Genomic DNA, 14,443 nt, shown 5'->3' with positions numbered 1-14,443 from the left:
GCTAGCCCCGCCTGATCGCTCATCCGACAAACCGCTGGGGTCGGCATCAACGCAATCGAGGGCCCCGCCGATGCATGCCATCTAAGCCGCACAAATAGCGCCCAGCGATCGTTTTCCAACCTGACCCGGCCGCGACTCCGACCGCCCGGCCCCGCCGGCCGCCAGCGTCACCGGCGCTACATCAACCCTTTGCTTGCGAGCCACTTCTTGGCGATATCAGCCATGTTTGCTCCCGTAGCCGCCTGGCCATTCAACGTAATCAGGTCATCCGTCGTGAGCTTCGCCGAGACGGCGTTGAGAGCCTTCTTGACGGCGTCGCTGACACTGGCGGTTCTGATGATCGGCACAACGCTCTCGTCTGCGAACAGCGACTTGTCGTCTTTCAACACCACCAGGTTGTTCTTCTTGATGCCGGGATCCGTACTGAAGATGTCACCGGCCTGCACTTGGCCAGACGTCAGGGCAGTCATTGTGAGCGGCCCACCCGCATCCAGGGTGACGAACTTCTGGAATGTGATGCCATACAACTCATTGAGTCCGACGACACCGTTGTAGCGGGTCTTCCACTCGGGCGGGCCGCCCAGAGCAATCTGGGAGCCGACCGCAGCGAGATCCGAGATCTTCGTGAGGTGAAACTCGTCGGCGGTCTTCTGCGTGACCGAGACGGTGTCGTTGTCGGTCGCCTGCGACACATCAAGCAGACTGAGGCCCTTTGGAAGCTTTGCCGTGAGTGCAGCTATCACATCTGATCTGGTTGTTGCTTTCGCTTTTTCGTCGAGATACAACAGAACTGAACTCGAGTACTCCGGCATAAGGTCCAAGGAGCCGTCCTCCAACGCCTTCATGGTGACCTCGCGGCTGCCGATGTTGAACTGCTCCTTCACGTTCACACCGTCATGTTGAAGCTCCTGCGAGTAGATGTTCGCGATGATCTCGCTCTCCGCGAAATTCGCCGAACCGATGATGACAGGTCCGCCCGACTTGGCATTCGTTGCCCCACCGCCACCGCTGCTGAGCGGATCATTGCCCGCACAACCGGCGAAGGCGATAGTTGCCGTAATGGCGATGGCAGCGGCCACCCCTGCCCGCATTTTCCTGTTCATCTGTGAATCTCTCCTAATCTCGTTGATGACGTATCAGTGGTGCCGGAAAGCGCACTAGCCGGCGCTCGAGCCGCTCGGCCCGCTCGAGCCGCTCGAGGCTGTCGACGGGTCTTACGAAGAAGTCCGGGAGACACGACAAGCCTCGTCAGCCCGATGAAGCCCAGCTCCAGTACGACCGCAAGAACAGCGATGAGCACCGCCCCGCCGAGCATCTCCGAATAGTTGCCCTGAGCTTGCCCATCGATGATGTATCGGCCGAGACCGCCGAGGCCCACATAAGCGGCGACGGTGGCAGTTGACACGACTTGAAGCAATCCGCCCCGAATCCCTGAAAACATGAGAGGCAATGCGCACGGCAGTTGCACGTGCCACAGAATCTGCATTTTGGTATAGCCCATGCCTCGGGCTGCGCTGACGGCACCCGGGTCCGCGGATTGGATTCCGCCATATGTCCCCGTCAGGATGGGCGGGATGGCCAGCAGCACCAGCACGGCTATCGCCGGGATCGTGAACGCCAAATCCGAGGCGAACATTGGCGCCAGGATCAACACGGCGAGAATCAGCAACCCGACGGTCGGAAGTGCCCGAAGCGAGTTCGCGAGGCCCGCCACGATCACTTCGCCACGCCCGGTGTACCCGACGTAGATGCCAAACGGCACCGCCACCACCAAGGCGATCAAAAGTGCAATGCCGGTGTATTCCAGATGCAGCCCAACCTCGAGCGGGATGCTCTCTGACCCGGTCCACTGCGCCGGATTGAAGAACCACTCAAAGAAGTTCATGAGGTTTCCACCCGCTGACGCCACGGCGTGAGAGCCCGGTTGCCCCACACGATCAAGAGGTCGAACACAATGGCCAGCACCAGGCACAGGATCACGCCGGTGATGATCGGCACGAACAATCGCAGAATGAAGCCCTGCGTGAACAAGGACCCCAGCTGCGGAACGCCGACAAGCGCCGCGACTGTCACAATGCTGACGTTGGAGACGACTACGACCCGCAACCCGTCCGCGATCACCGGCAGCGCCACCGGGAGCTCAACGTGCAACAGCCGTTGCCATCCTCGGTATCCCATCGCGGTCGCGGCAAGCACCGTTTCAGGCGGCACCGAGGCCAGGCCGTCTGCCACGACCCTCACCATCAATGCCACCGTATACACGGTCAGCGCGACGACCACGTTCAGCGGGTCCAGAACCTTGGTGCCCAGAATCTGCGGCAACAAAACGAACAGCGCCAAAGAAGGAATTGTGTAGAGTATGCCGGCCACCCCCGTAATCGCCGGGTAAACCTTGCCGTGCGCGTATGCCCACCAGCCGATCGGCAGTGAGATGAGCAGGCCGATGATCGTCGGAAGCAGCGTCAGCACGATGTGTGAGAGCGTGAGCCCCCAGATCTCGTCGAGGTTTGACCAGACCCAGTCGATGTTCATGACGCGAGCACTCCGGTTTTCGCCGCACGGATGGCCGACACGACGTCTTCAGCGGTGACGGTTCCGAGCAGTGCTCCGTGGTCGTCGACCGCGACCCCCCGGCCGCTCGGGCTCGAGAGCACCGAGTTGAGCATGTCGCGAAGCGTTCCGGATGCTCGCGCGACCGTGCCGCTGATATCGATGTCTTCAACGGCGACCTTACGGCCATCCGTTGTGCCCAGTTGCACCCACCCCAGTGGCGCACCCGACCTGCTCACGGAGAGAACCCAATCACCGTCTGAACTTGGACGGTCGCTCAGATCATCGCCGACCTGCACGGTCGCCTCCCGCGTGATGGGCACGGCCTGGTCCGCGGTGACGAAGCTGAGTGCGTGATAGCCGCGAGCTGTTCCGACGAAGTCCGCAACGAACCCGTCCGCCGGGTGTGCCAGCAGGTGGGCGGGCGGTGCGATCTGCACGAGAAAGCCGCCCTGCCGCAGCACAGCCACTTGATCTCCGAGCTTCAGTGCTTCGTCGATATCGTGCGTCACCATGACAATGGTCTTGCCGATGTCGCGTTGCAGGCGAAGGAATTCGTCCTGCAGTTGCGCGCGAGTAATCGGGTCGACGGCACTGAAAGGCTCGTCCATCAGCAACACCGGCGGGTCTGTGGCCAAGGCGCGGGCCACGCCGACACGTTGTTGCTGGCCTCCAGACAGCTGCCAGGGGTACCGCGTTGCGAGGTTGGTGTCGAGACCGACGCGTTCGAGCAATTCCAGCGCCTTCTTGCGCGCATCCGCTTTGTTGGCCCCGAGCAACCGCGGAAGGGCCGAAATATTGTCGACGATCGTGCGGTGCGGAAACAATCCGGCGCTTTGAATCACGTAACCGATGCTGCGCCGCAGCTCTACGCGGTTGAGTGCCTGAGTCGCCACCCCGTCCAGCGAGATGGTGCCAGACGTCGGCTCGATCAGGCGATTGATCATTCGCATGGACGTTGTCTTGCCGCAGCCCGACGGCCCGATCAGGATGGTCAGTTTTCCGGTCGGAGCTTGCAGGCTCAGGTCATTGACGGCGATGGTGCCGTCGTCATAGACCTTTGTCACGTTCTTGAATTCGATCACAATACCGTCTTCTCCGTCGTAGCTGGGTTGGTTTTGCCGCCGAGCAGGGCGGACACGTGGTCGGCCCCCTCGATGAGCAGGCGACTGTACCTGGCCGTATCGAGCTGGGTTAACCGATAACTCGGAATGACAAGGCTGAGTGCCGCGACCACTTTGTGTTCAGAGCGGATTGCAGCCGCAATGGCGGTGATATCGTCTTCGACCCCGTGTTCGACGATCACGTACCCCGCAGCAGGGATCTCGTCGCGAAGTACCGCCCCGGCAGCAGAGCCGGAGATCGGGATGGTGCGCCCAACCCAATTCGTGTGCCTCACGGAGTGCGTGCCCTCAACGGTTGCGATGTAGATCGATGTCTTGTTATGACCCTCGATGCTCAAATAGACGGACTCACCGGTATCCGTGCAGAGCATCTCCATCGTTTCGCGAGCAAGTGAGATCAGCGATTCGTTGCTCAGCGATTGCGCACCGAGCTGGATCATCCGGCTGCCTGGGCGGTAGTCCCCCGCGTCGTCGCGGCGAACGAACCCGCCGCTTTCGAGGGTGCGCAACAAGCGCAGTGTGGTGCTCGGTGACAGCCCGGCAGCGCGCGAGCTATCGGCGAGATTGATCCGACCCTCGTCACAAATGATCGCAAGCAAGCTGAGCGCTCGCTCCACGGTTCGGGTCGCCGCTTCGGCCACGAGTTCCCTCTCGTCGTTGAGCTTGGACATGCCACGTCGCGCAATGCGATGTTGCACAGAGCAGGTCCGGTTATTTCGTGGATTTCCGAATCGAGCTAGAACATGTTTGTTTCACCTAGTAAAATACAATTGCCACCAGATAGCAATATGTGATTGACATCTTTTGTAATTACGACTGGAAGCGTTACCGACACGGAGGTTGGTTGTGATCGAATTCGACGGGGAAATTAGTGTCGCTGACATCGTTTCGGTGGCGCGTGACCACGAGCATCCGGTTGTGCCTGACGCGACGCGTCAGCGGGTGCGGCACATGCACGACCACGCGCAGGAATTGGCTGCGCGGGTTCCCACCTACGGCCGCACGACGGGCGTGGGTGCGAATCGCACAACTTCTGTTGACACGACGGATGCCGAGCACGGGCTTCGGCTGCTGCGTAGCCACGCGATCGATGCCGGCAATCCGCTTCCGGCCGTGGCCGTGCGCGCGATGCTCGCCGTGCGCCTCGCCCAGCTCAGCATTCCGGGCTCGGGCATTCAGGTCGACATCCTGGACGGCGTGCAACGCATGCTCGACACCGACGCACTCCCCACCGTGCTCGAGTTCAACTCCGTCGGAACAGCCGACCTTGCAGCACTTGCCGGCACCGCGCTCACCCTGATGGGCGAACGGCCCGCTACCGCCCCGCTTCAACCGATGCCGCGTTGGTCTACCGATAGTGCACTCCCGTTCATGAGTAGCAGTGCGCTGACGATCGGGCGGGCATGCCTGGTCATCGACGAATTGCGCGCGCTCAGCCGCGCCTCAATCGTCGTGTTCGGTCTCAGCTTCACGGCCCTGCGCGGCAACCCGTCACCGTTCAGCCAGGCTGCGGCCATCGCGGGCGCGTCCCCGCAGCTCGTGCCGACCTGCGCCACCCTTCGCACCATCGTCGGGGATGCCGACCAACCGGCGCGCATCCAGGACCCGTACGCGCTGAGAGCCTTCCCGCTCACCCTGGCCCCCGCGGCAGACGCACTCGACCAACTCGAAACAATCGTCATCGCACTGACGAACACGGCACAGGAGAATCCCCTCTTCACGAACGACGCCGTGATCCACCACGGGGGTTTCCACCAGGTCGCCCTCGCACTGAAAGCGGACACGCTGGCGATCGCCTTGGCCGCTCAAACACCCGTGACCCTGTCCCGCATTCGGCTGATGAGCGAACCCGACTACACGGGGATGCGACCATTTCTTGCCGCCGGACAGCCCGGCTCATCAGGCATCATGATGGTCGAATACGTCGCCGGAGCCGCGATCGGCGATCTGCACGCCAGTGCACAACCCGCCTCGCTGACAACGGTGTCCCTGTCACGAGGAACCGAGGAAGATGCCAGCTTCGCGCCCTTGGCGATCAGCCAATTGGAGCGTTCTGTGCGTGCACTCCGCATCCTCCTCGCGTGTGAGGCACTGATCGCAGTACGCGTGCTGCGCCAGCAAGGAGCCTCCGCCGCCGACCTGCCATCAGAAACCCTGGCCTCCGCATGGAACGTGTTGCAGGAGTTGCCGGCCGACGACCACGACCGCGACCTCCGACCAGACCTCGAACTCGCGCAGAACCTCCTCGACCGACTCGGTGATTTGGTCTGACGGCCTATCGCCAATCCCTCAGGCGCGTTCAACTACCGTAAAAGCGGGTATATATGGGGTCGAGCCATTCCAGCCGATCTCCCATGCACCAGCGTTGTGACCGCGACCAGCGCTATTCCGATGCCGCGCCTGCGAGCCCTGGACCAATCCCGGATCTCGTCACGAAGTAAATTCCCAGCGGCCGAATTCATGCGCTCCGCTGGCAGGACAACCGGCCGCTGAAATAGTCGCACACTACTGCTCAACCGTCCCACAACCAGTTGATCACACGCAACGTCACGAACCAGCAGCCGCTCATTAAAATCCAACTCCGAGGATGCCTCGACACCAACTCTCTTAGGCCCGCGAATTATCGTCACAGGCTACACGCTGCCGAGAGCGCCCCCCGCGCCGCATGGCCTCAGCTTCCCACCGCTAGAGGGGCACCGCTTCGCTGAGTGTTCGACCGTATGAGCGCCACAGGGCATGTCGATCCCGGGTCGCTCAGAATTGCCGGTAGACCCCAGAGGTTCAGCTCACGCTAACAGCCGCGGTTCGAGTCCGAGCCCCGCATGTTCGCGCATGTTGGCGATGCCAGTCTCTAGCCAGATCGTGTGATAAACGATGCGGTCGTTGACTGCGTAGGTGTGGACACCGGAGCCCAGGTGTTGATGCCGGTCCTTCTATTGCGCAATAGGTGCAGAACTACGTCGACGCGGCGCCCCAGTGGCGTTGCATCAGCCCGAAAGCGCAGGTCGTCGAAGTAGTCGTCTGGATGGTCGTGTAGCCAGCCATCCACCACGCGGAGCATGAACGCCAGGTACTTTCGCGGGAACTTTACTTCTTTTGTCGTCTAACAGGGCAGACGGCGCTCAGCCTCAACGCCGATGGCACCCCAGTACCCAATCGTTAAGAAGCGCTCGATGCTGCGGACCAACGGGCCACAATTCGTTCCCTGCTAGTTAGGCGGACCTCCTCAAGAAGTCGGTGTCCCGCAAATTGCGCACGCGAGAATTGACCAAGCAGTGCAGAGTCCCGACGATGCCTTTCAGAAGTCACTGTTGATGCCACCGCGCTCGAGTCGGACTGTTTGCTGTGACCCCACAAACCATAGGTGTCCCTGCGCTGGTCACCCCCGTCGCACCAGGCGGCGCACAGAACGCGCCCGGATGCACGATGTTAGCCGGCGCCGGTGGGGCTGGCGGAGCCACAGGAGCCGCGGGCAGCGCCGGAACAACCGGAGCAGGAGTCACCGGTGCAGAAGGCTGCGGCGATGCAACAGGCGACGGATCCGCGGATGGCAAGGGGGCTGACGTCGCTGTCGATGGCAACGGTGCAAAAGGAGACGCATACGTAACCTGCTCAGGGCAGCTCCCGAGGACACGAGCAAGAGCGTCATGCTCCGGTTGTTTAACCCACAGCCCATAAGTGGTCTTCACCGAAATTTGAAAGGCCGCATATTTGCAGCGAAATCCCTTGTTGGCGGGAAGCCACGACGCCGCGTTCTGATCGCTTTTCTGCTCGTTCGCAAATCCCGCGACCGCGACGAGGTTGAGCGGGTCATTTGCCAGGCTGACCCGCTGGGCTTGGGTGAGCTGCTGGGCCCCCGTTTGCCATGCGTCGCCGAGCGCCACAATGTGGTCGATCTGCACAGCCGTCGACGTCGTGTTGCCGCGAATGAAATCGAGTGTTTAACCCGTGTACGGATCGTCGAGTACGCCAGACAGCACCTTGCACGACCCGGACCGCTGAAGCTTTGATAGGTCTCTAGCCAGAATGTCGTTTCTCGTGTCACATCCGTTCCGGTCGACATCAAGCCACCCGACTCCGAAATTAGTAGTCCTTTGATACCCAGTCATCGGAGCGCGCCCCTTGATTGCGAGCGCGGCCAAAGCCGCTAGCGCGGTTGGTCGCGTGACCGGTGCGCTTGTCTCGACTACGGATGCTGGCGCTTCCGGCTGCACAACAACCAGCGGGGCCTCGGACTTCGGGCTCGCGCTGGGCGTGACCATTGTTACCGGAGCTTCGACAGGGGAATGCGTCGCGCCGAAAAGGATCGAGCCGAACCCTGTCAACATCAGCGCTGCGATCGACAAGCTCGCCACGGTTACGTGCGCCGTGGGTAGGTGCAGCCACGACGAACGCCTGGTCGTGAGTGCGTATATTGCGGTGCCCAGCGCGATGAGCCCCGCTGTCAAAAGCATTCCACCGAACCCTCCGCTGACGGAGCCCACGATGATTGCGAAAGCCGACAGGCCGAATCCGAGCCAGGTGGCGAATCCAAGGCGGCCTTTGCGACGCTGTTCGGACGCGCTTCCAGTCACATGAGCGCGCTCCTGCGTCGCCAGCGTCCAATGTGTGCCATCCCACCAATGTGCTAGCGAGGGATCCACGCGATCCGGATACCAACCAGCTGCCAGCGGGCCCTGTTCGCCCACCGCAACTCTGACTTCAACGGTTTTGTCGGAAGCGCGGATTCGCGTCAGCGCGGTCCATGAGGTCGGCCAGCGGGGTCGTATATTTCGGCGCGACGTCCTCTTCAACTGTCTCAACTCCACCATGTATCGCCGAACGGCCGCTTGGAGCCTCGGATCCACGGGCAGCAACACCTGCGCCGCTCATAGGGCAATGATTCCACCCTGACTTCTTCAGCGGACGTTTCTGGACCTCCCACTTCAGGGGACGTAGCCAAGTCGGCCCTGGCCAGCGAACAAGACCGATAGTGTGTCGTGTATGAGTGCGAGATTTCCGACACTACCTCAGCGGGCACTCATGCACGTCGGCAGTCAGCGCAAGCTGCCTACGTTGGAGTGGCGCGCGATCATAATTGCGATCGTCGCCGCGTTTGCGGCTAGCAGTCCCGACTACGTTCTGCGGTGGGGCGCTGCCATTTGCGGAGCGGTCCTTCTGACTCGGCTTCGGTGGGTCCGGCTAGATGCCCCGAACGTATTTATGATCGCACTGACTCTTTGGTATGTTCTATCTCAGCTCTGGGCCGTCAATGCCGACGTAACCGGATTGGCGATCAAGAACCAACTTGCGGTTGCGGCGCTGTTTTTGGCCACTCGATCCATTAAAAGTCAGCGAGAGTTGGTAATCATCGCTTGGGGCTATCTCGTTGGGTGCCTCATTGGCGCATACCTGCTGTTTGTGCAGAACCCGGATATCCTCGCCGCGCCAGAATTATCGACTAGCCGCGCCGGAATAGAAGGCGTCAACATAAACTACCTGTCGTACGCACTTGCCGTCGGACTGGCTGTCATCGTTCTGCTTTGGTCAGTGTATCGGGTCCGGGTCGTGCGCATCGGGTTAGCCGTTTGCATCCTGCCCTTAGTTGTGAGCATCTGGTACAGCAATACGCGGGGCGCAGAGATAGCGGTCGTATTACTCGCCATTTGGATTCTGGTTCACCATGTCAGGGGTGCTCTTGTGGCCGCTTGGCTTATGGTGGCAGTTTGCGCGCTGACAATAGCTACGGGTGCCGCCGATGGCGTGCTGCACGAGATCGATTCAATTTCCGTCCGGTCAACGGGCGATCTAGCCGGCCGGTTGACGATTTGGCCGTTTGCTCGCGAAGTTTTCTCTCAACATTTCATTGCAGGCGTCGGTGCGGCGGGATTTCAAGCGGTTGACCCAACGATGGTTGCCACGCACAATGTCATCTTGGAATTCGCGACCGGTCTCGGGCTGGTAGGTGTCCTCACCTTCCTGGGGCTTTATGTCAGTGCGTTAGTCCCAGCGACAAAGGGGCTAACAATAGGACGTCGGTCACTTCTCGTGGGCGCAATTCTTCTTGTGAGCTCCCCCATGTATCTGTCGGGTCAATGGGACCTATCGCCAGCGGCATGGCTTACTCTAGCCATGTTCTCCCGGATTCCCTTGTTGACCGCAGCAGCTGTAACCCCGTCGAGTGGGTAGTGCTGGCAACGCCCTCCGCTGTCTGCCCGAGGACCTCCTCGACGCGGAGATAGATGAGCGCTGATGCTGACAGTTTGAATCCCCCCACGACGACATATCCCAGGAAATACATCAGCCTGACGGAACCCGTATGCGCTCCCGATACTGTGTCGCGCTCTGCGCAGATTCACCACGGACAATACTTTCGTGCCGACGATGAAGCCTAGTCCGTGCCTGGCCGCGTGCAATCAAACCCAGGATCGGCGCGCGAATCGATCAGCGGCCGCAACGCACGTCGGCAGGATGTTCGAATTCGTCCGTATCAAGGAGCAATGCCACTTCCCCGACCGTGGCAGTTTGTCGACTCCCTGTCCCGCCGCTTCTCGCCAGCCCGCGCGGAGTCCGTGTGCCAGGCCGCCCCGCACCACGACTAGGCTACTCTGGCCGGCCGCCAAGCGCCGAAACACTCGGACCGGCTGTGCGCAACGACTCAGTTGCGCCCCAGATAAGCAACAGTCACTGTCGGTCGCATTACCGGGATTCACCATTCTGATAGTTTTGACATGCGCTTTCGCACAATAGAACACGGATTGGATCTCATGATCGCACAGCCCCACAAAGCCGTCATTGTCGGACAAGGATATGTCGGATTGCCGGTCGCAATGCGTGCTGTCGAAGTGGGATACGACGTTGTGGGCATCGATCTTGATATGGCTCGCATCGAGAGTCTCTTGCGTGGTAAGTCGTACGTTGACGACGTCAGCCAGGACCAGTTACAGAATGCAATCGCGTCCGGTCGTTACCTCTCCACCTTTGACTATGACGACGCGGCAGACTTTGACATCGCGGTCATAACTGTTCCGACGCCACTGCGTGAAAGCCTCCCCGACCTGACCTTTATAGAGGAATCCGCGAAATCGCTCGCAGAGCACCTCACGAAGGGCGCAACGATCGTCTTAGAATCAACCACCTATCCTGGCACTACGGAAGAACTACTGGTCCCCATCCTCGAAGGGGGTTCGGGGCTTACCGCTGGTACGGACTTCTTCGTCGGCTATAGCCCTGAACGAATTGACCCCGGCAACAAAACGTGGGGCTTCGTCAATACTCCGAAGGTGGTGTCGGGGCTCAACGAAGAGTCGCTCGCGCATGTCCGCGGGTTCTATGACGACCTCGTCAACCAGACCGTTCCGGTTAGCTCCCCTAAGGAAGCCGAACTAACCAAGCTGCTCGAAAACACGTTCCGCCACGTGAACATCGCACTTGTCAACGAATTGACCGTCTTCGCGCACCAACTCGGGGTGAACCTATGGGAATCGATTGAGGCGGCGAGTACCAAGCCTTTTGGATACATGAAGTTCACCCCCGGACCGGGGGTGGGAGGGCATTGCCTGCCTGTAGACCCGAGCTATCTCTCGTGGCAGGTTCGCCGGAAGCTAGGCAAGAACTTCCGCTTTGTGGAGCTAGCAAACGACGTCAACGACCACATGCCGGACTACGTGGTGCAACGTCTCATGACATTACTGAACACAAACGGCAAAGCGCTAAACGGCTCCACCGTTCTAATTGCGGGGCTCGCTTACAAAAAGAATACTGGCGACATTCGCGAAGCGCCTTCTCTGCGGCTTGTCGAATTGCTCCATGAGTACGGTGCCAAGGTACTCGCCGTCGACGGCCACGTTGAGGCGAATCGTTGGCCGCATGACGTGGAGTCGGTGGAACTCACGCAAGAGACTGTCGCGCGCGCAGATGTTGCGATTTTGGTTACTGATCATGACGATCTCGACTTACGTGACCTCACGTCTAGCAACGTGCCAATCCTGGACACCAAAAATGTTCTGGTCGGCCACTCTGTCACGAAACTCTGATCACCTAACTCGCGCGATCGAACCCATACCGGTCGCAGAGCCACGCTCATCTAGGCAAGGAAGACCAATGCGTATTCTCATCACCGGCGGTGCCGGCTTTATCGGTTCAAACCTGGTCAAGCTCATCAATGCTCGCGAACCGGAAACCGAGGTCCGCGTCTTGGATGACCTCAGCACGGGATTTCGATCCAACTTGAAGTCCACCGATGTCAAGTTCGTCGAGGGTTCGATACTCGATCAAGACACACTTGCTCAAGTCGCGGCGGGCGTAGACTCGATTGTGCACTTGGCTGCTATCCCGAGTGTGCCTAGGTCCGTCGCGGCACCGCGGCCAAGCCACGACGCAAATGCCACCGGGACGCTCAATGTACTCGAGGCTGGGCGCACGCTAGGGATTGAACACGTGGTAGTCGCATCTTCAAGTTCGGTCTACGGCAGCAATCCAACTCTGCCGAAAAGCGAGTTTGACTGGACGCGACCCATGAGCCCGTATGCCGTCAGCAAACAGGCTGCAGAGGGGTATGCGCTCGCGTACGGATTTTCGTACGGAATGAAGGCTCTGGCCTTCCGCTTCTTTAATGTATTCGGCCCTGGACAGGCAGCTGGTCACGCGTATGCGGCGGTCATCCCCAAATTTATCGAAGCGGCCCTCGCCGGAGACCCTCTGCTTGTTCATGGCGATGGGACGCAGTCACGAGATTTCACCTATGTAAAAACCGTGTGCGACGTAATCTACGAAGCGGTGCTCTCGCAAGTTCATACGCAAGATCCCGTCAATCTCGCGTACGGCACACAGACCACGCTTCTCGATTTGATCTCCTTGCTAGAGGGTCTCCTGGGTCGCGGCCTCGAAGCGCAAATGGATGATCCGCGCATAGGCGATGTGCACGCGTCACAAGCTGACGGCCGCCGCGTCCGTGAGCTGTTCCCAACCATAGAACCCACGGCTTTACTGCCAGCCTTAGAGGAAACTCTCGCCTGGTACGTGGAGCACCGGAAAGCCACGAGCTTACCGTAATTTACTGTCACGCCGTGCCCGTTTGGTTCCGGCCAAACTGACGGCGCCGCGCGATTCAAATTGCTGCCAATAGTTCAGATTCTTTGCCCGTGGCACGCTGAATATCGATTGCCGCGGCAAGCGACAGGCATCAGATGGTAAACCTATTGGCAGGCCGCCGTATACCGACCAAGGTAGAGTACCTACGTCGGCGCATCGTGCGACATAGAACATTCGGGAGCATCAGCAGACATTCTGGAACGGCTCCGCCACGGTATCGGCCAGACCCGGATCGGGGCAGTATCGTGGGAAGTCTACGACTTGGTACATACGGCGGCGGTCAGGGGGGCGTTTGCAAGACACCATCAATCGGGGGCCCGTTATTGAGCCGGATTAGGTTGACGCCGAGAACCGATCAGACGCGTGCCGTCGCGAAAAGGCGGACTAACGCCCTTTTTCTTGGTATTGCGACCGGCCTCGGCTCACGGGTCTTGACCCTCGCAGCACCGCTGCTAACGATTCCAGTAACACTGCACTACTTGGGTTCAGAGCTCTTCGGGTTTTGGATGATCGTAGCGTCGATCACTTCGATGGCGATGTTTGCCGATCTCGGTCTTGGTAACGGACTGCTCACTCGACTAGCGGCATCTGTGGCGTCGGGCGATTCAGTCGAAGCAAAGCGCCTGATAAGCACCGCCTACGTCACTCTTGGTGGAATCGCGTTAGCCCTACTTGCGGCAATCTGGATCGTCGTTCCAACGCTGAACTGGGCGCAATTCATAGGTCACAGCACGGGCCTCGATTCTTCCAAAGTCAAGTTGGTGGCCGGGCTGTGTCTTTCGGCCTTTGCACTGACGATCCCTCTGTCGCTGGTTCAGAGGGTACAGTATGCATTTCAACAGGCATGGAGAAGTAACCTCTGGCAGGTAGCTGGCGCTGTCTTTACGGTGTTGAGCGTCTATGCAGCCGCGTACTTGAACCTCGGTTACGAGCTGGTAATAGCAGCAGCCGTTTTTGCCAGCCCCTGTGTGATCCTCTTAAATAACATTTGCTACTACTTGTTGGGTCACCGAGATGTGATGCCGAGCCTCCGCGCTGCGTCTTCCGGGGCCGCCGGATCGCTGCTTCGGATTGGGCTTGCGTTCTTCTTCCTGTCGATCCTTACTTCATTGTCCCTGAACGCTGACAATCTGATTGTCGCGAATGTAGCAGACCTGAAGACTGTCGCTCAGTACTCGATTACGACAAAACTCTTTTCGTTGCTCGGGCTTGCCATCACGCTCGTAGCATTACCGCTGTGGCCGGCAAATGGCGAGGCACTCGCTCGCGGAGACACCGATTGGGTCAAACGAACCACACGGACCATGGTCTGGTTGTCGGTCGGCTCCGTATTGTTCGGCGGACTAGTCCTGACTTTCGGGCGTGATCTCATCGCATCGCTGTGGCTGGGGGACGGCCATTCGGTGCCACTCGACTTAGCTCTTAGCCTCGTGTTGTGGTCAACGGTCATGGCTTTTGCGTCCCCGTATTTCAGCGTTCAGAACAGCGTAGGTCTACTTCGATACCAGTACGCAGGTTGGGCGTTATTCGCGCTCGTGTCCATCCCGCTCAAAATATTGCTCTACCCGCTCTTCGGGCTAGCAGGCATCCCTCTCGCCGGAATCCTCGCATACTCTGCGTTCCTTGTCCCTGCAGCCGTCCTCGGCTATCGCGCAACGATCCGAAAGGTGGCGCTTGTAGGTGGCGCTTGAATCAGA

General features: G+C 59.8%; 12 protein-coding genes and 2 pseudogenes. 6 read left to right on the top strand and 8 right to left on the bottom strand.

Features of this window, described 5'->3' with window-relative positions; all coding sequences use genetic code 11:
• Positions 1 to 176: 176 nt before the first annotated feature.
• From QU604_RS05905 to QU604_RS05885, 5 genes are read right to left on the bottom strand one after another with little or no spacing between them, the layout of a single operon-like run.
• The gene (locus tag QU604_RS05905; RefSeq protein ID WP_308467886.1) at positions 177 to 1,103 is read right to left on the bottom strand and encodes an ABC transporter substrate-binding protein; all 927 of its coding nucleotides are present in this window, start codon (positions 1,101 to 1,103) and stop codon (positions 177 to 179) included.
• Complete coding sequence (locus QU604_RS05900; protein WP_308467885.1) at positions 1,100 to 1,885, bottom strand: ABC transporter permease; 786 nt, start codon at positions 1,883 to 1,885, stop codon at positions 1,100 to 1,102. The genes QU604_RS05905 and QU604_RS05900 overlap by 4 nt, the downstream gene beginning before the upstream one ends.
• A complete protein-coding gene (locus QU604_RS05895; RefSeq protein WP_308467884.1) occupies positions 1,882 to 2,532 on the bottom strand; it encodes an ABC transporter permease in 651 nt (216 codons plus the stop codon). The genes QU604_RS05900 and QU604_RS05895 overlap by 4 nt, the downstream gene beginning before the upstream one ends.
• A complete protein-coding gene (locus QU604_RS05890; protein WP_308467883.1) occupies positions 2,529 to 3,635 on the bottom strand; it encodes an ABC transporter ATP-binding protein in 1,107 nt (368 codons plus the stop codon). The genes QU604_RS05895 and QU604_RS05890 overlap by 4 nt, the downstream gene beginning before the upstream one ends.
• Positions 3,632 to 4,345 carry an IclR family transcriptional regulator gene (locus QU604_RS05885; RefSeq protein WP_308467882.1) on the bottom strand — a complete coding sequence of 238 codons (714 nt, stop codon included), beginning with the start codon at positions 4,343 to 4,345 and terminating at the stop codon, positions 3,632 to 3,634. Before QU604_RS05885 ends, QU604_RS05890 begins: the two co-directional genes overlap by 4 nt.
• Before the next feature lie 175 nt (positions 4,346 to 4,520).
• Between QU604_RS05885 and QU604_RS05880 the strand changes: the two genes are divergently transcribed.
• The gene (locus QU604_RS05880; RefSeq protein ID WP_308467881.1) at positions 4,521 to 5,945 is read left to right on the top strand and encodes an aromatic amino acid lyase; all 1,425 of its coding nucleotides are present in this window, start codon (positions 4,521 to 4,523) and stop codon (positions 5,943 to 5,945) included.
• A gap of 1,171 nt (positions 5,946 to 7,116) precedes the next feature.
• Complete coding sequence (locus tag QU604_RS05875) at positions 7,117 to 7,281, top strand: hypothetical protein (RefSeq protein ID WP_308469027.1); 165 nt, start codon at positions 7,117 to 7,119, stop codon at positions 7,279 to 7,281.
• Positions 7,282 to 7,315: 34 nt separating this feature from the next.
• Here QU604_RS05875 and QU604_RS05870 read toward each other — a convergent pair.
• The 3 genes and pseudogenes from QU604_RS05870 to QU604_RS22165 form a co-directional block, all read right to left on the bottom strand.
• A pseudogene (locus QU604_RS05870) lies at positions 7,316 to 7,576 on the bottom strand (HNH endonuclease family protein); the annotation flags it as partial.
• A 39-nt stretch (positions 7,577 to 7,615) separates the two neighbouring features.
• Positions 7,616 to 8,248 carry a hypothetical protein gene (locus tag QU604_RS05865; RefSeq protein ID WP_308467880.1) on the bottom strand — a complete coding sequence of 211 codons (633 nt, stop codon included), beginning with the start codon at positions 8,246 to 8,248 and terminating at the stop codon, positions 7,616 to 7,618.
• Positions 8,249 to 8,263: 15 nt separating this feature from the next.
• Positions 8,264 to 8,485 (bottom strand): annotated as a pseudogene (locus tag QU604_RS22165) (DUF2510 domain-containing protein); the annotation flags it as partial.
• Between the two features lie 391 nt (positions 8,486 to 8,876).
• Between QU604_RS22165 and QU604_RS05860 the strand changes: the two are divergent.
• The 4 genes from QU604_RS05860 to QU604_RS05845 all read left to right on the top strand — a co-directional run bounded on the left by QU604_RS05860 (position 8,877) and on the right by QU604_RS05845 (position 14,437).
• Entirely contained in the window at positions 8,877 to 9,842 is a 966-nt protein-coding gene (locus tag QU604_RS05860; protein ID WP_308467879.1) for an O-antigen ligase family protein, read from the top strand.
• 578 nt (positions 9,843 to 10,420) lie between these two features.
• Entirely contained in the window at positions 10,421 to 11,689 is a 1,269-nt protein-coding gene (locus QU604_RS05855) for a nucleotide sugar dehydrogenase (protein WP_308467878.1), read from the top strand.
• Between the two features lie 67 nt (positions 11,690 to 11,756).
• The gene (locus QU604_RS05850; RefSeq protein ID WP_308467877.1) at positions 11,757 to 12,707 is read left to right on the top strand and encodes an NAD-dependent epimerase/dehydratase family protein; all 951 of its coding nucleotides are present in this window, start codon (positions 11,757 to 11,759) and stop codon (positions 12,705 to 12,707) included.
• Positions 12,708 to 13,177: 470 nt separating this feature from the next.
• Positions 13,178 to 14,437, top strand: coding sequence for a lipopolysaccharide biosynthesis protein (locus tag QU604_RS05845; RefSeq protein ID WP_308467876.1), 1,260 nt, complete (start codon positions 13,178 to 13,180; stop codon positions 14,435 to 14,437).
• Positions 14,438 to 14,443: the final 6 nt, after the last annotated feature.

Origin of the sequence: Rathayibacter sp. SW19 (assembly GCF_030866825.1) — a bacterium.
GTDB classification, from domain to species: Bacteria; Actinomycetota; Actinomycetes; order Actinomycetales; family Microbacteriaceae; genus Rathayibacter_A; species Rathayibacter_A soli.
The sequence above is the reverse complement of the archived record's forward strand: the minus strand, read 5'-3'. Positions and strand labels throughout refer to the sequence as shown.